Here is a 22,664-nt window from a genome sequence, read left to right on the forward strand (position 1 = left end):
CGGGCTTGTGTGGGAGCCGGGCTTGCCCGCGATGCAGACACCTCGGTTTATCTGTTACACCGAGTTGATGCTATCGCAGGCAAGCCAGCTCCCACACAAACCGGCTCCCACATTTGACCTGCGGTGTTGCTTACAGCTTGATCCAGGTCGATTTCAGCTCGGTGTACTTGTCGAACGCGTGCAGCGACTTGTCGCGACCGTTACCCGACTGTTTGAAACCACCAAAGGGTGCGGTCATGTCGCCGCCGTCGTATTGGTTGACCCACACGCTACCGGCGCGCAAGGCCTTGGCAGTCAGGTGTGCCTTGGAGATATCAGCGGTCCACACGGCTGCGGCCAGGCCATAAATGGTGTCGTTGGCAATAGCGACCGCCTCTTCGGCGCTGTCGAATGTGATCACCGACAGCACTGGGCCGAAGATTTCTTCCTGGGCGATCTTCATGGCGTTGGTCACGCCGTCGAAAATCGTCGGCTCCACATAGGTGCCACCAGTTTCTTGCAGGGTGCGCTTGCCGCCCGCCACCAGCTTGGCGCCGTCGGCATGGCCAGCTTCGATGTACGACAGCACATTATTCATCTGCTGGGTGTCCACCAGGGCACCGACGTTGGTCGCCGGGTCCAGCGGGTTACCTGGCTTCCAGCCCTTGAGAGCCTCGATCACCAGCGGCAGGAATTTATCCTTAATGGAGCGCTCGACCAGCAGGCGCGAGCCGGCGGTGCAGACCTCGCCCTGGTTGAAGGCGATGGCGCCCGCGGCAGATTCGGCGGCGGCTTGCAGGTCCGGCGCATCAGCAAACACGATATTCGGGCTCTTGCCGCCCGCTTCCAGCCATACACGCTTCATGTTCGACTCGCCGGAGCGGATCAACAGTTGCTTGGCGATTTTCGTGGAGCCGGTAAACACCAGGGTGTCGACGTCCATGTGCAGTGCCAGCGCGTTGCCGACGGTGTGACCGTAGCCCGGCAGCACGTTCAACACACCTTTAGGGATGCCGGCCTCAACGGCCAGGGCCGCGATGCGGATGGCAGTCAGTGGGGATTTTTCGGACGGCTTGAGGATCACCGAGTTACCGGTGGACAGCGCAGGGCCGAGTTTCCAGCAGGCCATCATCAGCGGGAAGTTCCACGGCACGATGGCGCCCACTACGCCGACCGGCTCGCGGGTCACCAGACCCAACTGGTTGTGCGGGGTGGCGGCGACTTCGTCGTAGATCTTGTCGATCGCCTCGCCGCTCCAGCTAAGGGCGTTGGCGGCGCCAGGCACATCAATTCCCAGGGAGTCGGTGATCGGCTTGCCCATGTCCAGGGTTTCGAGCAGCGCCAGTTCTTCGGCATTGGCGTTGAGCAGCGCGGCGAAACGGATCATGACGGCTTTGCGTTTGGCCGGCGCCAGGCGAGACCAGACACCGGAATTGAACGTAGCGCGGGCGTTCTCGACAGCGCGCTGGGCGTCGGCGGCGTCGCAGCTGGCAACGGTAGCCAGCAGACGGCCATCGACCGGGCTGATGCATTCGAACGTGTCACCGGAAACAGCAGCGGTGTACTCACCATTGATGTAGGCGCGGCCTTCGATCTTCAGATCCTTGGCGCGTTGTTCCCAATCGGCACGGGTCAGGGTGGTCATGCGAGTGTCCTCCTCTTATTGAATACAAGGGCCAGGTGATGTCCCCCGGCAGCCTCAAAGAATTCTTGCCCGGCCAGCCTGCTGTTCGGCTCAAGGCAGCTGCCACCCTAAACCAGCGGCTGGGGGTGTTTCAATATATTTGACATAACGGCGGTAAACGCCCTTGCGATGTTCATTTTAATAAACATAGACTTTGGGCTCTCCAACCGCAGGCCAGACGGGACACGCACATGAGCATCCAGGATATCGTCGACTTCAGCCAAGCCAACACCACCCCGGACCGCTACCGCCCGGCCGCCGAAAAAATCCTCAAGGGCGACCCCGAGCAGACGATTTATAACCACTACAACAGCCCGTGCGGCCAGATGAACGCCGGCGTGTGGGAAGGTGAAGTCGGGCAGTGGAAGGTCAATTACAGCGAGCATGAGTATTGCGAGATTGTGCAGGGGGTTTCGGTACTGCGTGATGCCGATGGCAATGCCAAGACCTTGCGTGCCGGCGACCGTTTCGTGATTCCTGCCGGGTTCAGCGGCACCTGGGAAGTGCTGGAGCCGTGCCGCAAGATCTACGTGGTGTTCGAGCAGAAAGCCTGATCAGCACATTTCAGGCAAAAAAAAGCCCGTCTCGTGAGAGACGGGCTTTTTTTCACAAGGAAGAAAATCAATTACTTGATTTTGCCTTCTTTGTAGATCACGTGCTTGCGAACGCGCGGGTCGAACATTTTCTTTTCGAGCTTGTCCGGGGTAGTACGCTTGTTCTTGTCGGTAGTGTAGAAGTGACCAGTACCGGCGCTAGAGATCATTCGAATCAATTCACGCATGATAAAGCTCCTTAAATCTTGCCAGCGGCGCGGATTTCGGCCAGCACGACAGTGATGCCACGCTTGTCGATGATACGCATGCCTTTGGCAGATACACGCAGGCGAACAAAACGTTTCTCTTCTTCAACCCAGAAGCGGTGATGCTGCAGGTTCGGCAGGAAACGACGACGGGTTTTGTTATTTGCGTGGGAAATGTTATTCCCAGTCACCGGACCCTTACCGGTAACTTGACAGACTCTCGACATGCCTCAGCCCTCTAAAACCACATGCCCAACCCGGCATGGGTTGGCCGCTTAATCTCTCAGTCATTTGGCGCCAGGCGCCGCGTTTCTTTAAGGGTCTTACCGGCTACACCTACAGTGAAGGAACCGGGCCCCTAGAAAAGAGCGCTGCTTTATACCAGAAAGACCCCAATGCAACAACAGCCCGTGTGTTTTTACCGGCGTAAATCTTGGCAATAGACGCCCGAACCGTTGCCAGGAGGGGCCGCTGTAACAGCCGACCACTCGTCGCACAGAATGATTTACCGCGCTCGCCCGCACACAAAAGTACAAGGCGAAACGCGCTGAGGCGCCATCAAAACAGCATTTGCGCCAAAAGCACAGGCAAAAATGGGCTAGTCATTTATCAATCAGACCACTACGGTAGGCTTTTTCCAGACTGCACTCGCAGATGGGCCTTCGATCTGCAAAGGAAACCGAATATGCGCCTCGCTGCCCTACCGCTATTGCTCGCCCCTCTATTTATCGCGCCGCTGGCCTCTGCCGCCACCAATCTGAGCGTTTGCACCGAGGCCAGCCCCGAAGGGTTCGATGTGGTGCAGTACAACTCGCTGACCACCACCAACGCCTCGGCCGACGTGCTGATGAACCGCCTGGTGGACTACGACGCCACGGCCGGCAAGCTGGTGCCGAGCCTGGCGGACAGCTGGCAAGTGTCGCCCGATGGTCTGACCTACACCTTCAAACTGCACCCGAACGTGAAGTTCCACCGCACCGAGTACTTCAATCCAAGCCGCACCCTGACTGCCGAAGACGTACGCTTCAGCTTTGAACGCATGCTCGACCCGGCCAACCCATGGCACAAGATCGCCCAGAGCGGCTTCCCCCATGCGCAGTCGCTGCAACTACCCGCATTGGTCAAGAAGATCGATGCTCTCGACCCATTAACCGTGCGCTTCACCCTGGATCACGCCGACTCCACCTTCCTCGCCGCCTTGAGCATGGGTTTTGCCTCGATCTACCCGGCCGAATACGCCGACAAACTGCTCAAGGCCGGCACGCCTGAAAAACTCAACAGCCAGCCAATCGGCACCGGCCCGTTCGTGTTTGTACGGTTCCAGAAGGATGCCGTGGTCCGCTATAAAGCCAACCCGGATTACTTTGCTGGCAAACCGGCGGTGGATAACTTGATCTTCGCCATCACCCCGGATGCCAACGTGCGCCTGCAAAAGCTGCATCGCGATGAATGCCAGATCGCCCTGTCGCCCAAGCCACTGGATGTGAGTGAAGCCGAGAAAGATCCTGCCCTCAAAGTAGAAAAAACCCCGGCCTTCATGACCGCATTCGTCGCGATCAACAGCCAGCACCCGCCGCTGGACAAGCCCGAAGTGCGCCAGGCAATCAACCTGGTCTTCGACAAAGACAGCTACCTCAAGGCCGTATTTGAAGGCACCGCCGAAGCAGCCAATGGCATTTACCCACCCAATACCTGGAGTTACGCCAAGGACTTGCCAGGTTATCCACAGAACATCGCCAAGGCCAAGACGCTGCTGGAGCGCGCCGGACTCAAGAACGGCTTCAAGACCACAATCTGGACTCGCCCCACTGGCAGCCTGCTGAACCCCAACCCCAACCTCGGTGCCCAGTTGCTGCAAGCGGACCTGGCCAAAGTCGGCATCCAGGCCGAGATTCGCGTAATCGAATGGGGCGAACTGATCCGCCGCGCCAAAGCCGGCGAACATGACCTGCTGTTCATGGGCTGGGCCGGCGACAACGGCGACCCGGATAACTTCCTCACCCCGCAGTTCTCGTGCGCAGCGGTAAAATCCGGCACCAACTTCGCCCGCTACTGCGACCCGGCCCTGGACAAGCTGATCAGCGCCGGCAAGACCACCAGTGAACAAGGCGTGCGCAGCAAGTTGTACCAACAGGCCCAGGCTCAGATTCAGCAGCAGGCATTGTGGCTGCCATTGGCACACCCCACCGCATTCGCCCTGACGCGCAAGAATGTTGACGGCTACCAGGTGAGCCCGTTTGGGCGCCAGGATTTCTCCAAGGTCAGCGTCAAGCCCTAAGCTGCAAGCTGCAAGCCGCTTGTGGCTTGCAGCTTCAACCTTGCAGCTGCTCCCATCCTACAACCAGCCGTATTCCGCCATCGACAGCGGGTCGCCATCGCCCACGATGATGTGGTCGAGCACCCGCACATCTACCGACTCCAAGGCCTTTTGCAATATTTTGGTTAATTTTCGATCAGCCGCACTTGGCTCGACGCTCCCGGACGGATGGTTGTGGCACAGGATAAGAGCCGCCGCGTTGTAAGCGAGCGCGCGCTTGACCACTTGTCGCGGATAAACGATGGCCGCGTCGATGGTGCCCTCAAATAGCGCCTCAAAGCCCAGCACCCGGTGCTTTGAGTCAAGAAACAGGCAGCCGAATATTTCGTGGGGCTCGTGGCGCAGCAAGGCCTTGAGGTACTCACGTACGGCCAGCGGGCTTTCCAGCACCGAGTCGGCACGCAAGCGTTCGGCCATATGCCGCCGAGACATTTCCAGCACCGCCTGCAACTGGGCAAATTTCGCCGGCCCCAGCCCCAAGTGCTGGCTGAACAGCGTCTGGCTGGCCTCCAACAACGGGCGCAGGCCACCGAATTGCGCCAATAGATGGCGCGCCAGGTCGACTGCGCTTCTGCCGGAAACCCCGGTACGCAGGAAGATCGCCAACAACTCGGCATCCGACAGACTCGCCGCGCCCCATTCCAAAAGCTTCTCCCGTGGGCGTTCCGCCACAGGCCAATCGCGAATACTCATCCCGCCTCCCTCTGCACGTGCGCCGCTGTTGCCTGACGGTCGCTGTGTTATCTTAAGCCCTCTTTTTTGCATGTGATTTCCCCTGGGGAGGGGGCATCGCAGGCGTCACTGAACTGGCATCACTGAACTGGAAAGGCAAACCAATGCAGCGTCTGTATCGGAAACGCATCGTTCTCGGCGTCGGCGGCGGCATTGCCGCCTACAAGAGCGCAGAACTGGTTCGCAGGCTCCTGGACCAGGGCGCCGAAGTGCGCGTGGTCATGACCCGTGGTGGCAGTGAGTTCATCACCCCGCTGACCATGCAGGCCTTGTCTGGGCACCCGGTTCACCTGGACCTTTTGGACCCGGCGGCCGAAGCTGCCATGGGCCACATCGAGCTGGCAAAATGGGCCGACCTGGTGTTGATCGCCCCGGCCACCGCCGACCTGATCGCCCGCCTGGCCCAAGGCATCGCCGATGACCTGTTGACCACTCTGGTACTGGCCACCGACGCCACCGTCGCCATCGCACCGGCCATGAACCAGGCCATGTGGCGCGACCCGGCCACCCAGGCCAACACCCAACTCCTGCAAAGCCGTGGCCTTAAAGTATTTGGCCCGGCTTCGGGCAGCCAAGCCTGCGGCGACGTGGGCATGGGCCGCATGCTTGAGGCTACTGACCTCGCGCTGTGCGCCGCCGAGTGCTTTCAGCACCTGGCTCTCACGGGCAAACATGTGCTGATTACCGCCGGCCCGACCCAGGAAAACATCGACCCGGTGCGTTACATCACCAACCATAGCTCAGGAAAAATGGGCTTTGCCTTGGCGGAAGCCGCGGTCGAGGCAGGCGCACGCGTCACCCTGATCACCGGCCCGGTGCACTTGCCAACCCCTGATCGCGTCACGCGAATCGACGTAGTCAGCGCCCGGGACATGCTGGCGGCCTGTGAAGCGGCCATTCCCTGCGACCTGTTTATCGCCTCGGCAGCGGTTGCAGACTACCGCCCGGAAGTTGTCGCCCCGCAAAAGCTTAAGAAAGACCCTACAAGCGGCGACGGCCTGCTCCTGCAAATGGTGCGCAACCCGGATATCCTGGCCACCATCGCCACGCGCCCGGACCGCCCGTTCAGTGTCGGTTTCGCCGCCGAAACCGAGCACTTGCTGGACTACGCCGCACGCAAATTGAAAGACAAAAACCTCGACCTGATCGTTGCCAATGATGTCGCCAACCCGAGCATCGGCTTCAACAGCGAGGAAAACGCCTGCAGCGTGATCGACCGCGAGCTGCACGCCACCCTTTTCGCCCAGACCAGCAAGGGCAAGATTGCCCGCCAACTGATCTCATTTATCGCCCAACGGCTGAACCAGGTTTAATTTACATGCACGCTTTGCAAGCCAAGATCCTCGACCCCCGCATCGGCAACGAATTTCCTCTGCCGGCCTATGCCACTCCGGGCTCCGCCGGCCTGGACCTGCGCGCCATGCTCAAGGAAGACACCGTCCTTGAGCCAGGCCAGACAATCCTGATTCCTACCGGCCTGTCGATCTACGTCGGCGACCCAGGCCTGGCGGCATTGATCCTGCCGCGCTCCGGCCTGGGCCACAAACATGGCATCGTGCTGGGCAACCTCGTAGGCCTGATCGATTCGGACTATCAGGGCGAATTGATGGTGTCGTGCTGGAACCGTGGCAACACCGCGTTCAACATCGCTGTCGGCGAGCGCATCGCCCAGTTGGTGCTGGTACCGGTGGTACAGGCACACTTCGAACTGGTGCAGGAGTTCGACGAAACTCAGCGCGGCGCAGGTGGTTTTGGGCATTCCGGCAGCCACTGACTAAGCTGAACCTTGCCGGATGCAGTTGTCCGGCAAGACGCCACCGCATGGCTATTCAGGATGAAGAATGTGCGGATTTATTCAGCGAAATTTCCACAATGAAATCAATGCATTACGCGTTTTCCCAAAGTGCCTCGGCACGCCGATGGCATTTTTGCACCACGAACTCTCTGCCGAAAACACCGTCATACCCTTCAGTTTGAGCCTGCCGGTCAGCCACTTTAAGGCCAGCCTTGCCCCCTTCAGATGGAGTTCACCCCCGCGATGAGTACCGCAGCCCGAGTAGCCCCGACATTCCCCGACAGCATCTTCCGCGCCTACGACATTCGTGGCGTGGTGCCCAAGACCCTGACCGCCGAAACCGCCTACTGGATCGGCCGCGCCATCGGTGCCCAGAGCCTGGCCCAGGGCGAACCTAATGTCTCGGTAGGCCGTGATGGCCGCTTGTCCGGCCCGGAGCTGGTGGAACAACTGATCCAGGGCCTCGCCGACAGCGGTTGCCACGTCAGCGACGTCGGCCTGGTGCCGACACCAGCGCTGTACTACGCGGCCAACGTACTGGCCGGTAAGTCCGGGGTGATGCTCACCGGCAGCCATAATCCCTCGGACTACAACGGCTTCAAGATCGTGATTGCCGGTGACACCCTGGCCAACGAACAGATCCAGGCCCTGCACGACCGCCTCAAGACCAACGACCTGACCAGCGGCAAAGGCAGTGTCACCAAAGTCGACATTCTGCAGCGCTACTCTGACCAGATCACCGGCGACGTCAAATTGGCCCGCCGCCTGAAAGTGGTGGTGGACTGCGGCAACGGCGCGGCTGGCGTGATCGCTCCGCAACTGCTCGAAGCCCTCAACTGTGAAGTGATCCCGCTGTTCTGCGACGTCGACGGCAACTTCCCCAACCATCACCCGGACCCAGGCAAGCCGGAAAACCTGGTGGATTTGATCGCCAAGGTCAAGGAAACCGGCGCCGACGTGGGCCTGGCGTTCGACGGTGACGGCGACCGTGTTGGCGTGGTGACCAACACCGGCGAAAACGTGTTCGCCGACCGCCTGCTGATGCTGTTTGCCCGTGACGTGGTGGCGCGCAACGCCAACGCCGAAATCATCTTCGACGTGAAGTGCACCCGCCGCCTCACGCCGCTGATCAAGGAATATGGCGGGCGCCCGCTAATGTGGAAGACCGGTCACTCGTTGATCAAAAAGAAAATGAAGGAAACCGGCGCGCTGTTGGCCGGTGAAATGAGCGGCCACGTGTTCTTCAAAGAGCGCTGGTTCGGTTTTGACGACGGCATTTACAGCGCCGCACGTCTGCTGGAGATCCTCAGCAAGGAAAAATCCACGGCACAGGAGCTGTTTCAGACCTTCCCGAATGATATTTCTACACCAGAGATCAATATACATGTGACCGAGGAGAGCAAATTCAGCATCATTGACGCACTGCACGATGCGCAATGGGGTGAAGGCGCCAACCTGACCACCATTGATGGTGTGCGAGTCGATTACGCCAAAGGCTGGGGCCTGGTTCGCGCGTCCAACACCACACCGGTGCTGGTCCTGCGTTTCGAGGCGGATACCGAGGCTGAGTTGCAGCGCATCAAGGACGTGTTCCACGCCCAGTTGAAACGTGTTGCCCCTGATCTCCAATTACCGTTCTGATTTTTTTACCGGAGCCCTGAATGACCCTCGAACGCGAAGCCGCTGCCAACACTGCCAAGGTCCTGTCCGAAGCGTTGCCTTACATTCGACGCTACGTCGGCAAGACGCTGGTGATCAAGTACGGCGGCAATGCCATGGAAAGCGACGAGCTGAAAACCGGTTTTGCCCGCGACATCGTGTTGATGAAAGCCGTGGGGATCAACCCGGTGGTCGTCCATGGTGGCGGCCCGCAAATCGGTGACCTGCTCAAGCGCTTGTCGATCGAGAGTCACTTCATCGATGGCATGCGCGTCACCGACGCGCAGACCATGGACGTGGTGGAGATGGTCCTTGGCGGCCAGGTCAACAAGGACATCGTTAACCTGATCAACCGCCATGGCGGCAGTGCCATCGGCCTGACCGGCAAGGACGCGGAACTGATCCGCGCGAAAAAGCTGACGGTGACCCGCCAGACGCCGGAAATGACCCAGCCGGAAATCATCGACATCGGCCAGGTCGGCGAAGTGATCGGCATCAACACCGACTTGTTGAACCTGCTGGTCAAGGGCGACTTCATCCCGGTGATCGCGCCCATCGGCGTGGGCGCCAACGGTGAGTCCTACAACATCAACGCCGATCTGGTCGCCGGTAAAGTGGCTGAAGCACTGAAAGCCGAGAAGCTGATGCTGCTGACCAACATCGCCGGGCTGATGGACAAGGAAGGCAAGGTATTGACCGGTTTGACCACTCAACAAGTGGACGAGCTGATTGCCGATGGCACCATCTACGGCGGCATGCTGCCGAAGATCCGTTGCGCGCTGGAAGCCGTGCAAGGCGGCGTGGGCAGTTCGCTGATTCTGGATGGCCGCGTGCCGAATGCGATCCTGCTGGAAATCTTCACCGATACGGGTGTGGGTACGCTGATCAGTAACCGCAAGCGGCCTTAAACGCCAAAAACCAAAAGGCCCCGCTCAATCCAATTGAGCGGGGCCTTTTTTGTTTTCACAGTTCCAATGTGGGAGCTGGCTTGCCTGCGATGACGGCGGCACATTCAAGAACTGCACCGCCTGACATACCGCTATCGCGGGCAAGCCCGCTCCCACAGGGGTTCGGTGTCAGACGCCGAACTGCTCACGGTACGCACGCACTGCAGGCAAATGCTGCTTGAGCTGCGCGTCATCTTCCAGGTATTGCAGCACCTGGTTCAACGAAACAATGCTCACCACCGGAATACCGAAATCACGCTCCACTTCCTGGATTGCCGACAACTCACCGTTGCCGCGCTCCTGGCGGTTCAGCGCGATCAGCACGCCGGCGGCCTTGGCACCTTCCTGGGACGCGATGATCTGCATCACTTCACGGATGGCGGTGCCGGCGGTGATCACATCGTCGATGATCAGCACGTCGCCCTTGAGTGGCGCACCGACCAGGCTGCCGCCTTCGCCATGAGCCTTGGCCTCTTTGCGGTTGAAGCACCATGGCAAATCCAGCTCATGATGTTCAGCCAGGGCCACGGCCGTAGCGGCCGCCAGAGGGATGCCCTTGTAAGCTGGCCCGAACAACACGTCGAAGGAAATACCGCTATCGACGATGGCTGCCGCATAGAAACGACCCAGCTGAGCCAGGGCCGAACCCGAGTTGAACAGGCCTGCATTGAAGAAGTAAGGGCTGGTGCGCCCGGACTTCAAAGTGAACTCACCGAAGCGTAAAACGCCGCGATCGATGGCAAAACGAATGAAATCGCGTTGATACGCCTGCATGAAAAAAGCCTCAGATACCACGGATTTAGCTAATTAGGTAGACGGCGTGTATCATACACGCACGCGATTTTTGGGGCCATTTATGCGGATCATCAGTGTGAACGTCAATGGTATTCAGGCTGCAGTCGAGCGTGGTTTGCTCAGTTGGCTGCAAGCACAGAATGCCGACGTCATCTGCCTGCAGGACACCCGCGCCTCCGCCTTTGAACTGGACGACCCAGCCTTCCAACTGGATGGCTACTTCCTTTATGCCTGTGATGCCGAAGTCCCTGCCCAAGGTGGCGTGGCTCTGTACTCACGGTTGCAACCCAAGGCGGTCATCAGCGGCCTCGGCTTCGAGACAGCCGACCGCTACGGGCGCTACCTGCAAGCCGATTTCGACAAGGTCAGCATCGCGACCTTGCTGCTCCCTTCGGGGCAGAACGGCGATGAAGACTTGAACCAGAAGTTCAAGCTAATGGACGATTTCGCCCGTTATCTGGATAAACAGCGACGCAAACGTCGCGAGTACATTTACTGTGGCTCGCTGTACGTGGCGCAACAGAAGCTGGATATCAAGAACTGGCGTGACAGCCAGCAATCACCGGGTTTCCTGGCGCCGGAACGGGCCTGGATGGACGAGATTGTCGGCAACATGGGCTATGTGGATGCCCTGCGCGAAGTCAGCCGTGAAGGCGACCAGTACAGCTGGTGGCCGGATAACGAACAGGCTGAGATGCTCAACCTGGGCTGGCGTTTTGACTACCAGTTGCTGACCCCAGGTCTGCGCCGGTTCGTTCGCAGCGCACGTCTGCCGCGTCAGCCGCGTTTTTCGCAGCACGCGCCGCTGATCGTGGACTACGACTGGACGCTGACCATCTAAGGTCTTTTTCCGGGCACAAAAAAACCGACATCGCTGTCGGTTTTTTTGTGCCTGCTCATTATTTGACCACTCGCCAGGTCAAGGGGTAGCGATAGGCAATCCCCTTGTTGGCCTTGATGCTACCGATGATCGTCAGCACCACCGTGGCGATTGCCAGGGCAAACATCAGGAAAAACCCGATCACCGCGAAGGCCAGCACAATGCACGCCATCCAGGCGATGGCTACGGTGATCTGGAAGTTCAGGGCTTCCTTGCCCTGATCATCAATGAACGGGTCCACTTCCTTCTTCATCTGCCACAGGATCAGCGGCCCCACGACACTGCCGAAAGGGAACACAAACCCCAGAAACGCCGCGAGATGACACAACATGGCTCCCTGGCGCACTTCGTAGGAAGGCGTAGGTACGGGCATTTGGCTGTCATTCATGGCGCTTCTCCTTGAGGCAGGCTCAGTCGGCCAGTGCGGCGTTCTGCAGTTCGAAGATTTCGGTCATGCCTTTCTGGGCCAGGGCGAGCATGGCGTTCAGGTCGGCTGGCTGGAATGGCGCGCCTTCGGCGGTGCCCTGCACTTCGATGAAACCACCGGTGCTGGTCATCACTACGTTCAGGTCGGTCTCGGCGGCCGAATCTTCCAGGTAGTCCAGGTCCAGCACAGGCTCGCCCTGATACATGCCAACCGACACAGCGGCGATCATCTGCTTGAGCGGGTCGCCGCCTTTGAGGCCGCCGCGCTTCTTGATCACTTTAAGCGCATCTACCAGGGCCACCATGGCGCCAGTGATGGAGGCGGTGCGGGTGCCACCGTCAGCCTGGATCACGTCGCAGTCGACGTACAGGGTCACGTCGCCCAGCTTGGACATGTCCAGGGCTGCGCGCAGCGAGCGGCCGATAAGGCGCTGGATTTCCAGGGTGCGACCGCCTTGCTTGCCACGGCTGGCTTCACGCTGGTTACGCTCGCCGGTAGCGCGCGGCAGCATGCCGTACTCGGCAGTCAACCAACCCTGACCTTGGCCTTTAAGGAAGCGCGGCACGCCGTTTTCGACGCTGACGGTGCAGATCACTTTGGTATCGCCAAACTCGACCAGTACAGATCCCTCGGCGTGTTTGGTGTAGTTGCGGGTAATGCGGATCGAGCGGAGCTGATCGGCAGCGCGACCACTTGGACGTTTCATAGGGGATACCTGTACGAAGGACGAAAAACTGCCGAGCATTATAGAGCCGCGAACCGTTTCGGGGCACTTCTAAAAAATTCGGTTACGAATGGCCTGGTCGGCGCCCATTGTTTGGGCGCGCTCGCCCCACTGCGCTACAATCCTGCGCCTTCGCAGCCTGTCGGCTTCAAAATTTACCCATCAGCCCGCATTTGCGGGTCTGCATCGCGAGGTACTTCCATGGTGCACAGCATGACCGCCTTCGCCCGCGTCGAAAAAGCCGGCGCCCAGGGCACCCTGAGCTGGGAACTGCGCTCGGTCAACAGCCGCTACCTGGAGCCGCACCTGCGCCTGCCGGAATCCTTCCGCGACCTCGAAGGCGCCGTGCGTGAAGCGTTGCGCCAGGGTATCTCGCGGGGCAAGCTGGAATGCACCCTGCGTTTTACCGAAGAAACCACCGGCAAGCCGCTGCAGGTCGACCGCGATCGCGCCGCGCAACTGGTAGCCGCCGCCGAAACCATCGCCGGCCTGATCAAGCAACCGGCCGCGCTGAACCCGTTGGAAGTGCTGGCCTGGCCCGGCGTACTGGTGGCCGACGCCACCGACCCGCAAGCCCTCAATGCCGAAGCCCTCGCCCTGTTCACCCAGGGCTTGAAGGAACTCAAGGCCGGCCGCGAGCGCGAAGGCGCCGAACTGGCCCGCCTGATCAATGAGCGCCTGACTTCGATCGAAGAAGACGTGGTCACCCTGCGTGAGCTGGTGCCGCAGATGCTCGCCACCCAGCGCCAGAAGGTTCTGGACCGCTTCACCGACATGAAGGCCGACCTCGACCCGGTGCGCCTGGAACAGGAAATGGTGCTGCTGGCGCAAAAGAGCGACGTAGCCGAAGAACTCGACCGCCTGAGCACCCACATCCTCGAAGTGCGCCGCGTACTCAAATCAGCGGGTGCCGCCGGTCGGCGCCTGGACTTCCTGATGCAGGAACTCAACCGCGAAGCCAATACACTGGGTTCCAAGGCGTTTGATCCGCGCAGCACCACGGCTGCGGTCAACCTCAAAGTGTTGATCGAGCAGATGCGCGAACAAGTACAGAATATTGAGTAAGGCAACTTCCATGACCCACAGCACCGGCACCCTTTACATCATTTCTGCGCCATCGGGCGCGGGCAAGAGCAGCCTGGTCAAAGCCTTGACCGACGCCGACGAGCAAATCCGCATTTCGGTCTCGCACACCACCCGCGCCATGCGCCCAGGTGAAGTGAACGGCGTGCACTATCACTTCGTCGAGCGCACCGAGTTCGTCAAGATGATCGAACACGGCGACTTTCTGGAGCGCGCGGAAGTGTTCGGCAACCTCTATGGCACCTCGCAAAGCCACCTGCAGCAGACGCTGGACGAAGGCCACGACCTGATCCTGGAGATCGACTGGCAGGGCGCCGAACAAGTGCGCCAACTGATGCCCAAGGCGCGTTCCATCTTCATCCTGCCGCCGTCTTTGGAAGCGTTGCACCAGCGCCTGACCAACCGCGGCCAGGACAGCGACGAGATCATCGAAGGCCGCATGCGCGAAGCCGTCAGCGAAATGAGCCACTACGTCGACTACGACTACCTGATCATTAATGACGATTTTGCCCACGCACTGGATGACTTGAAGGCGATTTTTCGCACCAATCAGCTCCAGCAAAAGCGCCAACAGCAGCGTTTTGGCAAATTACTCGCTGAACTGCTTGGTTGATTGGCGCTTCCCAAAACCGCTGCAAGGGCTTTACATTGGCACTTGTAGCGGTTTTGCGAGGGCGCGGGGAAAATCAGCGCTTCCCTAAACGCTGGTGATTTTTTAAACTGTTTAGTCCGCTCGCCCAACCGGGCAGCGCGCATCTTGCATTCGCTCCGAGGAATACCATGGCCCGCGTAACCGTTGAAGACTGCCTAGAACACGTGGATAACCGCTTTGAGCTGGTCATGCTCTCTACCAAGCGTGCCCGTCAACTGGCCACCGGCGGCAAAGAGCCCCTGGTCCAGTGGGAAAACGACAAGCCTACCGTTGTAGCCCTGCGTGAAATCGCTGAAGGCCTGATGAGCTACGAGTTCATCGCCAACGCTGAAATCGTTGAAGACGAACCGCTGTTTGCAGCGTTCGAGGACGAGTCCAACGAGGCCGTCTAAGCCTATGCCTGGTCGACGTAGCACGGCGCGGGGTCACAGCCAACGGCAGGAGTTCATACTTTGCCGAGCATAGACGCCCTCGCCGATCGCTTATCGGCCTACCTCGGCCCAGACCAGGTCAACCTGGTCCGCCGAGCGTATTTCTACGCCGAACAAGCCCACGACGGCCAGCGCCGCCGAAGCGGCGAGGCGTATGTCACCCATCCTCTTGCGGTGGCAAATATTCTTGCCGACATGCACATGGACCATCAGAGCCTGATGGCCGCGATGCTGCATGACGTGATCGAAGACACCGGCATCGCCAAGGAAGCGCTTAGCGCGCAATTTGGTGAAACCGTGGCCGAACTGGTCGACGGGGTCAGCAAACTGACCCAGATGAACTTCGAGACCAAGGCTGAAGCCCAGGCAGAAAACTTCCAGAAAATGGCCATGGCCATGGCGCGGGATATCCGTGTGATTCTGGTCAAGCTGGCCGACCGGCTGCACAACATGCGCACGCTGGAAGTGCTGTCCGGCGAAAAACGCCGGCGCATCGCCAAGGAAACCCTGGAAATCTACGCGCCCATCGCCAATCGACTGGGCATGCATGCCATTCGTATCGAATTCGAAGACCTCGGCTTCAAGGCCATGCACCCGATGCGCTCGGCGCGCATCTACCAGGCGGTCAAGCGCGCACGGGGCAACCGCAAGGAAATCGTCAACAAGATCGAAGAGTCGCTGAGCCACTGCCTGGCGATCGACGAGATTGAAGGCGAAGTCAGCGGCCGGCAGAAGCACATCTACGGCATCTACAAGAAGATGCGCGGCAAGCGCCGAGCCTTCAACGAGATCATGGACGTGTACGCGTTCCGGATCATCGTCGACAAGGTAGACACCTGCTACCGCGTGCTGGGTGCTGTACATAATTTGTACAAACCCCTGCCGGGACGCTTTAAGGACTACATCGCCATTCCCAAGGCCAACGGCTATCAGTCGCTGCATACCACGCTGTTCGGTATGCACGGGGTGCCGATCGAGATCCAGATCCGCACGCGGGAAATGGAAGAGATGGCCAACAACGGCATCGCCGCCCACTGGCTATACAAATCCAGCGGTGACGAACAGCCAAAAGGCACCCACGCCCGTGCTCGCCAGTGGGTCAAAGGCGTGCTGGAAATGCAGCAACGTGCCGGCAACTCCCTGGAATTCATCGAAAGCGTGAAGATCGACCTGTTCCCGGACGAGGTCTACGTGTTCACGCCCAAAGGCCGAATCATGGAGCTGCCCAAAGGCTCCACGGCGGTCGACTTTGCCTACGCGGTGCACACCGACGTCGGTAACAGCTGCATTGCCTGCCGGATCAACCGTCGCCTCGCGCCGCTGTCCGAACCGCTGCAAAGCGGCTCCACGGTCGAGATCGTCAGTGCTCCCGGCGCGCGCCCGAACCCGGCCTGGCTCAACTTCGTGGTCACCGGTAAAGCGCGGACACACATCCGCCACGCCCTGAAGTTGCAACGCCGCTCCGAATCCATCAGCCTCGGCGAACGCCTGTTGAACAAGGTCCTCAACGGTTTCGACAGTGCCCTGGACAAAATTCCGACAGAGCGCGTACAAGCGATGCTCCACGAGTATCGCCAGGAAACCATCGAAGACCTGCTGGAAGATATCGGCCTGGGTAACCGCATGGCCTATGTAGTCGCTCGTCGCCTGCTCGGCGAAGGCGAACAATTGCCAAGCCCGGAAGGTCCACTGGCGATTCGCGGCACCGAAGGCTTGGTGCTCAGCTACGCAAAATGCTGTACGCCGATCCCGGGCGACCCGATTGTCGGCCACTTGTCGGCGGGCAAAGGCATGGTGGTGCACCTGGACAACTGCCGCAATATCACTGAAATCCGCCACAACCCGGAGAAATGCATCCAGCTCTCTTGGGCCAAGGATGTCACCGGCGAATTCAACGTCGAGCTGCGTGTGGAGCTGGAGCATCAGCGCGGCCTGATCGCACTGCTTGCCAGCAGCGTCAACGCGGCCGACGGCAATATCGAAAAAATCAGCATGGATGAACGCGATGGGCGCATCAGCGTGGTCCAGCTGGTGGTCAGCGTGCACGACCGCGTGCACCTGGCCCGCGTGATCAAGAAACTGCGCGCCCTGACCGGAGTGATCCGCATCACCCGTATGCGTGCATAGCCCCTCTCTTACAAGGAGCAACTCATGACCAAGACTGTTATCACCAGCGACAAAGCCCCGGCCGCCATCGGCACTTACTCCCAGGCGATCAAGGCGGGCAACACCGTCTACATGTCCGGCCAGATTCCGCTGGACCCAAAGACCATGGAACTGGTTGAAGGCTTCGAAGCACAAACCGTACAAGTCTTCGAAAACCTGAAATCCGTAGCCGAAGCCGCCGGCGGTTCGTTCAAGGACATCGTCAAGCTGAACATCTTCCTCACCGACCTGAGCCACTTCGCCAAGGTCAACGAGATCATGGGCAAATACTTCGAACAGCCGTACCCAGCCCGCGCTGCCATCGGCGTTGCTGCGCTGCCAAAGGGCGCACAGGTTGAGATGGACGCGATTCTGGTCATCGAGTAAAACACCCGGCGCAGCCTCAACAGGCTGCGCCGACTTCGTTTCAGAAGGATTTCATGATGCGCAAAGCGCTTGTAGCCACTTCGTTGCTCGCCCTGTTGCTCGGCGGCTGCGCCAGCAACCCCGCCGACCTGGATGTGAGTGGCACCTGGATCAACCAGGCCGCCATCAACGCGGCAGCCAAGGGCGGCCCTTTGCGCGAAGCGCTGCAGAGTTTTGGCCCGAACCTCGAATGGGAGGTCAATACCAAGGCTTTGCAGGCGCGCTACTACAACGGCTTTGAAGTCGCCGAAGGCAAGTTGCTCGGGGGTAAATCCGGCGCCTGGAACGTTGAGTTCTACGGCAGCTCCGCCACCGAACTCAAGCGCAAAGGCAAACAACTGCTGCAAGTGGCCAACGATAACGAGCCCGAGCAACTGTTCGCCCGTGCCAAGGATCCCGCCCCGGAAGGTGCGCCACTGGGTGCCAACTTCGAACGGGCACTGTATGCAGCCTATATGGGCGGCGACTGGAAGATTACCGACGGCAACGGCGACGGTTCCACAGTGCAGTTCCAGGCCGACGGAAAGGTCGCCGGCCTGCCAGGCGTCGACCGCTACTCGCTGTGTCTGGCGGGCGACTGCGCCTCTATGAGCGGCGGCTACGACAGCATCTGGCTGCAATTGAACGGCCAGGGCAACCCCTGGATCTTCACGCGCAAAGGCAAGCAGTTGGCGATATTCCAAGCGATCAACACCGCGCTGGCCGACGAGGTGCCGCAGTTCACGCCCGGCCCGCGCCAATGGCTGCTTGAGAAGAAATAACCAGCATCACCCTGAAGCAAATGTGGGAGCTGGCTTGCCTGCGATGACGGTGGCTCAGTCGAGATACAGGTCGACTGATACTTCGCTATCGCAGGCAAGCCAGCTCCCACATTTTTTGACTGCGTTTCAGCCCTTGAGAATCGCCGCATACCCTTCGCGATAAGTCGGGTAGGTCGGCACCCAGCCCAACGCCTTAGCCCGGGCGTTGCTGCATTGTTTGCTGCCGGCACGCCTTACACTGGCGTCATCCGCCCACTCCGTCACGCCCAGGTACTCGCGCAACCAGCCCACCACCTCCGCCAATGGCGCTGGGGCATCGTCGACCCCGATGTAGATTTTTTCCAGCGAGCCGCCCTGCTCTACATGACGCAGCAAAAAGGCCAGCAAACCTGCCGCATCATCCGCGTGAATCCGGTTGCCATACAACGGCGGATCGATTGCCACGCGATAGCCCTGGCGTACCTGGGTCAGCAGCCATTCGCGGCCCGGGCCGTAAATCCCGGTCAAGCGCACGATACTCGCCGGGATCCCACTGTTGAGCGCGACCTGCTCGGCCTCCAGCATGACCTGGCCGGAATAGCCCGTCGCCCTGGTATCAGATGTTTCGTCGACCCACTCACCATTCTGCTGGCCATACACGCTGCTGCTGGAAACAAACAGCAGGTGCCTGGGCGCCTGGCCGTAGTCACTCAGCCACTCCAACACATGCTGCAACCCTTGCACGTATGCCGCGCGATACCCGGCCTCATCGTGGTCGGTGGCGGCCGCGCAATACACCAGGTAATCCACTGCGCCGATCGGCCAGGTCTCAGGGCAATCCTTTTTGAACAGGTCGCCGGCAATGCCGATCACGCCATCGGGGAGCTTTGAAACATCACGGCGCAGGCCATGAACCTCCCAATTCGCGCCGAGCAATTGGCTAGCCAGCCGGCTCCCCACATCGCCGCAACCGGCAATCACAACAGAAGGCGCAGACATCATAAAACTCCGTTCTTAAAGGTCTAGATTAGCCCTCGCAGATGACGAGCGGCCAGAAAAAGCACAAATAAAGTTACTGTATTACTTTTGTTAACAAGAATTACTTGCAATAATAACGGCCCATTTGTCCTCGACCCTCAAGGGTCTGGCAGGACGATCACTCAATTTTTCCTCTCAGGTCCGGCCAGCATGACACGTAATACAAACCCCGCTTCGCCAACCAAGCTTCACAGCCCATCCCGCGCCTGGCGTGCGATTGCTGCGCTGCTGTTCAGCGTACTGCTGGCACCGACCGCTGCCTTCGCTGATGCCACCGCCCCAGCCGCACCGGCTGCTGCCGAGCACACCGGCGCTACGCCAGCTGCTCCTGTTGCCGCACCGGTGGCCACCGACCCGGCCCAGGCTGCAGGCGACGTCGCACCTGCCGACGAAACCGGTGTAGTGTTGGAAGAAGACAACAGCCTGGGCATGGCCCATGACCTGTCGCCGTGGGGCATGTACCAGAACGCTGACGTCGTGGTAAAAGCCGTGATGATCGGCCTGGCCATCGCCTCGATCATCACCTGGACCATCTGGATCGCCAAGGGCTTCGAGCTGCTGGGCGCCAAGCGCCGTCTGCGCGCTGAGATCGTCCACCTGAAAAAAGCCACCACCCTCAAGGAAGCCAGCGAGAGCGCGACCAAGAAGGGCACCCTGGCCAACCTGCTGGTACACGACGCTCTGGAAGAAATGCGTCTGTCGGTCAATACCCGCGAAAAAGAAGGCATCAAGGAACGCGTCAGCTTCCGTCTCGAACGCCTGGTTGCAGCATGCGGCCGTAACATGAGCAGCGGCACCGGTGTGCTGGCCACCATCGGTTCCACCGCACCGTTTGTCGGCCTGTTCGGCACCGTGTGGGGCATCATGAACAGCTTCATCGGCATCGCAAAAACCCAGACCACCAACCTCGCCGTCGTCGCCCCCGGCATCGCCGAAGCCCTGCTGGCAACCGCGCTGGGCCTGGTTGCAGCAATCCCTGCGGTGGTGATCTACAACGTCTTCGCCCGTTCGATTGCCGGCTACAAGGCCCAGGTTTCGGACGCGTCGGCAGAAGTCCTGCTGCTGGTCAGCCGCGACCTCGATCACCTGCCTACCGAGCGCAGCTCGCAACCGCACATGGTGAAAGTGGGGTAATCGGCCATGGGCCTGCATTTGAATCAAGGCGACGACGAACTCGTCGAGAACCACGAGATCAACGTCACGCCGTTTATCGACGTAATGCTCGTGCTGCTGATCATCTTCATGGTGGCCGCGCCGCTGGCGACCGTGGATATCAAGGTCGACCTGCCCGCGTCCAGCGCCAAGCCTGCGCCGCGGCCGGAGAAGCCGATTTTCCTCAGCGTCAAGGCGGACCAACGCCTGTTCCTGGGCGAAGAAGAAGTCAAAGCTGAAACCCTGGGCCCGGTGCTCGACGCCAAGACCCAAGGCAAGAAAGACACGACGATCTTCTTCCAGGCCGACAAAGGCGTGGACTACGGCGACCTGATGAGTGTGATGGATGCCCTGCGGGCAGCCGGCTACCTCAAGGTAGGCCTGGTCGGACTTGAGACGGCAGCCAAGAAATGATCACGACGCGCCACAAACTGACGCGTTATGGCACCAGCCTCGCCGTCGTGCTGGGCGTGCATGCCGTCGCGATTATCATCGCGCTCCAGTGGTCCGCGCCGCATCCGGTAACACTGCCACCGGCGGCGATGGTCATCGACCTCGCGCCGATGCCTGCACCGCCGCCGCCGGCTCCACCCAAGGTTGTCACACCGCCGCAGCCGCCTGCCCCCGTGGAAGAGCTGCCCCTGCCAAAACTGGCTGAGGCACCTAAACCAACGATCCAGGTGCCCAAGCCGGTCAAGCCAAAACCGAAGCCGCAGCCGCCCAAGCCGGTGGAAAAGAAGCCCGAGCCGCCCAAGGAAAAACCTTCCGAAGAACCGCCGAGCGAATCGCCACAAAACAATGCGCCAGCTGAAAAGTCTGCCCAGCCGGTTCCGGGCCCGTCGCCACAACAGGTCGCAGCCAAAGCGTCCTGGGAAGGCGCCCTGCTGGCGCACTTGCAGAAGTACAAGAAGTATCCGCCAGGTGCCCAACAGCGAGGCAAGGAAGGCTTGAACCGCCTGCGCTTTGTGGTCGATGCCGAAGGCAACGTGCTGTCCTACGAGTTGGTGGGCCGCTCCGGCAACGCCGATCTGGACCGTGCGACCCTGGACATGATCCGTCGAGCCCAGCCACTGCCCAAACCACCGGCCGATATGTTGAAAGGCGGCAGCGTCGAAATCGTCGCGCCATTTGTTTACAACATTGAGAAGCGCCGCCGGTAAGCGGCAAACGGGAGCCGGCTGGTGTGGGAGCCCCCACACAAGCCAGCTCCCACATTTGGTTTCACCACTTCAGCAAAATCCTCAACATTCCCCGCTCAATCCCCATCAAAGTTCTGATAACGTGCGTCTATCGATTGCAGCCGGTATGCTTGGCCCGCAACCTCATGGACGCCCGCTATGACTCTTACAGAATTACGCTACATCGTGACCCTCGCCCAAGAGCAGCACTTCGGCCACGCGGCCGAGCGTTGCCATGTCAGCCAACCGACGCTGTCGGTGGGTGTGAAGAAGCTTGAAGACGAACTCGGTGTGCTGATTTTTGAGCGCAGCAAGAGCGCCGTGCGCCTCACGCCGGTGGGCGAAGGCATCGTCGCCCAGGCCCAAAAGGTACTGGAGCAAGCCCAAAGCATCCGCGAGCTGGCCCAGGCCGGCAAGAACCAGCTGACTGCACCGCTCAAAGTCGGCGCCATCTACACCGTCGGCCCGTACCTGTTCCCGCACCTGATTCCGCAACTGCACCGCGTTGCGCCGCAGATGCCGCTGTATATCGAAGAAAACTTCACCCATGTACTGCGCGACAAACTGCGCAATGGCGAGTTGGACGCGATCATCATCGCCCTGCCGTTCAACGAAGCAGACGTGCTGACCCTGCCGCTCTACGACGAACCGTTCTACGTGTTGATGCCGGCCTCCCACCCGTGGACGCAAAAGGACACCATCGACGCCGGCCTGCTCAACGACAAGAGCTTGCTGCTGCTGGGCGAAGGTCACTGCTTCCGCGATCAGGTACTGGAAGCCTGCCCGACCCTGACCAAGGGCAACGACGGCGCCAAACATACCACCGTGGAATCCAGCTCCCTGGAAACCATTCGCCATATGGTCGCTTCCGGCCTGGGTATTTCGATCCTGCCGCTGTCGGCAGTGGACAGCCATCACTACGCCCCCGGCGTGATCGAAGTGCGCCCACTCACGCCGCCGGTGCCGTTCCGTACTGTGGCGATTGCCTGGCGCGCGAGCTTCCCGCGCCCGAAAGCCATTGAGATCCTGGCCGACTCGGTTCGTCTGTGCTCGGTGGCCAAGCCGAATGCTGCGAGCTGAT

The 22,664-nt window shown here is 60.1% G+C and carries 24 protein-coding genes and 1 pseudogene; 17 read left to right on the forward strand and 8 right to left on the reverse strand.

Annotation, left to right across the window (positions count from 1 at the left end):
- Positions 1 to 130: 130 nt before the first annotated feature.
- Positions 131 to 1,624, reverse strand: a complete 1,494-nt coding sequence (locus tag HBO41_RS24645) for an aldehyde dehydrogenase (RefSeq protein WP_017135854.1) — start codon at positions 1,622 to 1,624, stop codon at positions 131 to 133.
- Positions 1,625 to 1,854: 230 nt separating this feature from the next.
- Here HBO41_RS24645 and HBO41_RS24650 point away from each other — a divergent pair, with 230 nt between their 5' ends.
- Complete coding sequence (locus HBO41_RS24650) at positions 1,855 to 2,217, forward strand: cupin domain-containing protein (protein ID WP_017135853.1); 363 nt, start codon at positions 1,855 to 1,857, stop codon at positions 2,215 to 2,217.
- A gap of 71 nt (positions 2,218 to 2,288) precedes the next feature.
- Here the strand turns inward: HBO41_RS24650 and rpmG are convergent, their stop codons facing one another.
- A complete protein-coding gene (gene rpmG / locus HBO41_RS24655) occupies positions 2,289 to 2,444 on the reverse strand; it encodes a 50S ribosomal protein L33 (RefSeq protein ID WP_003176906.1) in 156 nt (51 codons plus the stop codon).
- An 11-nt stretch (positions 2,445 to 2,455) separates the two neighbouring features.
- On the reverse strand, positions 2,456 to 2,689 hold the full coding sequence (gene rpmB, locus HBO41_RS24660; protein ID WP_003176907.1) for a 50S ribosomal protein L28: 234 nt from the start codon (positions 2,687 to 2,689) through the stop codon (positions 2,456 to 2,458).
- Positions 2,690 to 3,147: 458 nt separating this feature from the next.
- On the opposite strand from rpmB, the gene HBO41_RS24665 reads away from it, so the two are divergent.
- Positions 3,148 to 4,740 (forward strand): ABC transporter substrate-binding protein, encoded by a 1,593-nt coding sequence (locus HBO41_RS24665; RefSeq protein WP_169988072.1) that lies wholly within the window; start codon positions 3,148 to 3,150, stop codon positions 4,738 to 4,740.
- Between the two features lie 57 nt (positions 4,741 to 4,797).
- On the opposite strand, the gene radC is transcribed toward HBO41_RS24665, so the two are convergent.
- Complete coding sequence (gene radC, locus HBO41_RS24670; RefSeq protein ID WP_017135851.1) at positions 4,798 to 5,472, reverse strand: DNA repair protein RadC; 675 nt, start codon at positions 5,470 to 5,472, stop codon at positions 4,798 to 4,800.
- Between the two features lie 143 nt (positions 5,473 to 5,615).
- On the opposite strand from radC, the gene coaBC reads away from it, so the two are divergent.
- From coaBC to argB, 4 genes and pseudogenes are all read left to right on the forward strand, one after another.
- On the forward strand, positions 5,616 to 6,824 hold the full coding sequence (gene coaBC / locus HBO41_RS24675; RefSeq protein ID WP_015886530.1) for a bifunctional phosphopantothenoylcysteine decarboxylase/phosphopantothenate--cysteine ligase CoaBC: 1,209 nt from the start codon (positions 5,616 to 5,618) through the stop codon (positions 6,822 to 6,824).
- Positions 6,825 to 6,829: 5 nt separating this feature from the next.
- A complete protein-coding gene (gene dut, locus HBO41_RS24680; protein WP_099550262.1) occupies positions 6,830 to 7,285 on the forward strand; it encodes a dUTP diphosphatase in 456 nt (151 codons plus the stop codon).
- Positions 7,286 to 7,525: 240 nt separating this feature from the next.
- Positions 7,526 to 8,947, forward strand: a pseudogene (locus tag HBO41_RS24685) (phosphomannomutase/phosphoglucomutase); the annotation flags it as partial.
- Positions 8,948 to 8,967: 20 nt separating this feature from the next.
- The gene (gene argB / locus HBO41_RS24690) at positions 8,968 to 9,873 is read left to right on the forward strand and encodes an acetylglutamate kinase (RefSeq protein ID WP_015886532.1); all 906 of its coding nucleotides are present in this window, start codon (positions 8,968 to 8,970) and stop codon (positions 9,871 to 9,873) included.
- A gap of 168 nt (positions 9,874 to 10,041) precedes the next feature.
- Here argB and pyrE read toward each other — a convergent pair whose 3' ends face one another.
- Positions 10,042 to 10,686 (reverse strand): orotate phosphoribosyltransferase, encoded by a 645-nt coding sequence (gene pyrE, locus HBO41_RS24695; RefSeq protein WP_017135848.1) that lies wholly within the window; start codon positions 10,684 to 10,686, stop codon positions 10,042 to 10,044.
- 82 nt (positions 10,687 to 10,768) lie between these two features.
- Here pyrE and HBO41_RS24700 point away from each other — a divergent pair, with 82 nt between their 5' ends.
- On the forward strand, positions 10,769 to 11,548 hold the full coding sequence (locus HBO41_RS24700; RefSeq protein WP_003176915.1) for an exodeoxyribonuclease III: 780 nt from the start codon (positions 10,769 to 10,771) through the stop codon (positions 11,546 to 11,548).
- A gap of 58 nt (positions 11,549 to 11,606) precedes the next feature.
- Here the strand turns inward: HBO41_RS24700 and HBO41_RS24705 are convergent, their stop codons facing one another.
- Complete coding sequence (locus tag HBO41_RS24705; RefSeq protein WP_017135847.1) at positions 11,607 to 11,975, reverse strand: DUF4870 domain-containing protein; 369 nt, start codon at positions 11,973 to 11,975, stop codon at positions 11,607 to 11,609.
- 22 nt (positions 11,976 to 11,997) lie between these two features.
- Positions 11,998 to 12,720, reverse strand: a complete 723-nt coding sequence (gene rph / locus HBO41_RS24710; RefSeq protein ID WP_003213280.1) for a ribonuclease PH — start codon at positions 12,718 to 12,720, stop codon at positions 11,998 to 12,000.
- A gap of 219 nt (positions 12,721 to 12,939) precedes the next feature.
- Here rph and HBO41_RS24715 point away from each other — a divergent pair, with 219 nt between their 5' ends.
- The 6 genes from HBO41_RS24715 to HBO41_RS24740 all read left to right on the forward strand — a co-directional run bounded on the left by HBO41_RS24715 (position 12,940) and on the right by HBO41_RS24740 (position 18,236).
- Positions 12,940 to 13,803, forward strand: a complete 864-nt coding sequence (locus HBO41_RS24715; protein WP_099550260.1) for a YicC/YloC family endoribonuclease — start codon at positions 12,940 to 12,942, stop codon at positions 13,801 to 13,803.
- 10 nt (positions 13,804 to 13,813) lie between these two features.
- Positions 13,814 to 14,434 carry a guanylate kinase gene (gmk, locus tag HBO41_RS24720; RefSeq protein ID WP_010168203.1) on the forward strand — a complete coding sequence of 207 codons (621 nt, stop codon included), beginning with the start codon at positions 13,814 to 13,816 and terminating at the stop codon, positions 14,432 to 14,434.
- Between the two features lie 167 nt (positions 14,435 to 14,601).
- Positions 14,602 to 14,865: a DNA-directed RNA polymerase subunit omega gene (rpoZ, locus tag HBO41_RS24725; RefSeq protein ID WP_003176920.1), complete on the forward strand. Its 264-nt coding sequence runs from the start codon at positions 14,602 to 14,604 to the stop codon at positions 14,863 to 14,865.
- A gap of 60 nt (positions 14,866 to 14,925) precedes the next feature.
- Positions 14,926 to 17,031, forward strand: a complete 2,106-nt coding sequence (spoT, locus tag HBO41_RS24730) for a bifunctional GTP diphosphokinase/guanosine-3',5'-bis pyrophosphate 3'-pyrophosphohydrolase (RefSeq protein ID WP_016975931.1) — start codon at positions 14,926 to 14,928, stop codon at positions 17,029 to 17,031.
- A gap of 24 nt (positions 17,032 to 17,055) precedes the next feature.
- Positions 17,056 to 17,436, forward strand: a complete 381-nt coding sequence (locus HBO41_RS24735) for a RidA family protein (protein ID WP_003176922.1) — start codon at positions 17,056 to 17,058, stop codon at positions 17,434 to 17,436.
- A gap of 56 nt (positions 17,437 to 17,492) precedes the next feature.
- The gene (locus tag HBO41_RS24740; RefSeq protein WP_169988073.1) at positions 17,493 to 18,236 is read left to right on the forward strand and encodes a hypothetical protein; all 744 of its coding nucleotides are present in this window, start codon (positions 17,493 to 17,495) and stop codon (positions 18,234 to 18,236) included.
- A gap of 126 nt (positions 18,237 to 18,362) precedes the next feature.
- Here HBO41_RS24740 and HBO41_RS24745 read toward each other — a convergent pair whose 3' ends face one another.
- The gene (locus HBO41_RS24745) at positions 18,363 to 19,214 is read right to left on the reverse strand and encodes an SDR family oxidoreductase (protein WP_017135844.1); all 852 of its coding nucleotides are present in this window, start codon (positions 19,212 to 19,214) and stop codon (positions 18,363 to 18,365) included.
- Positions 19,215 to 19,403: 189 nt separating this feature from the next.
- Between HBO41_RS24745 and exbB the strand changes: the two genes are divergently transcribed.
- The 4 genes from exbB (at position 19,404) to HBO41_RS24765 (ending at position 22,663) form a co-directional block, all read left to right on the forward strand.
- Complete coding sequence (gene exbB / locus HBO41_RS24750) at positions 19,404 to 20,387, forward strand: tonB-system energizer ExbB (RefSeq protein WP_017135843.1); 984 nt, start codon at positions 19,404 to 19,406, stop codon at positions 20,385 to 20,387.
- Between the two features lie 6 nt (positions 20,388 to 20,393).
- The gene (gene exbD / locus HBO41_RS24755; protein ID WP_003195519.1) at positions 20,394 to 20,819 is read left to right on the forward strand and encodes a TonB system transport protein ExbD; all 426 of its coding nucleotides are present in this window, start codon (positions 20,394 to 20,396) and stop codon (positions 20,817 to 20,819) included.
- Positions 20,816 to 21,565 carry an energy transducer TonB gene (locus tag HBO41_RS24760; RefSeq protein WP_017135842.1) on the forward strand — a complete coding sequence of 250 codons (750 nt, stop codon included), beginning with the start codon at positions 20,816 to 20,818 and terminating at the stop codon, positions 21,563 to 21,565. The genes exbD and HBO41_RS24760 overlap by 4 nt, the downstream gene beginning before the upstream one ends.
- A gap of 177 nt (positions 21,566 to 21,742) precedes the next feature.
- Entirely contained in the window at positions 21,743 to 22,663 is a 921-nt protein-coding gene (locus HBO41_RS24765) for a hydrogen peroxide-inducible genes activator (protein ID WP_017135841.1), read from the forward strand.
- Position 22,664: the final 1 nt, after the last annotated feature.

Origin of the sequence: Pseudomonas sp. WS 5146, assembly GCF_012985495.1 — a bacterium.
GTDB lineage: Bacteria > Pseudomonadota > Gammaproteobacteria > Pseudomonadales > Pseudomonadaceae > Aquipseudomonas > Aquipseudomonas edaphica.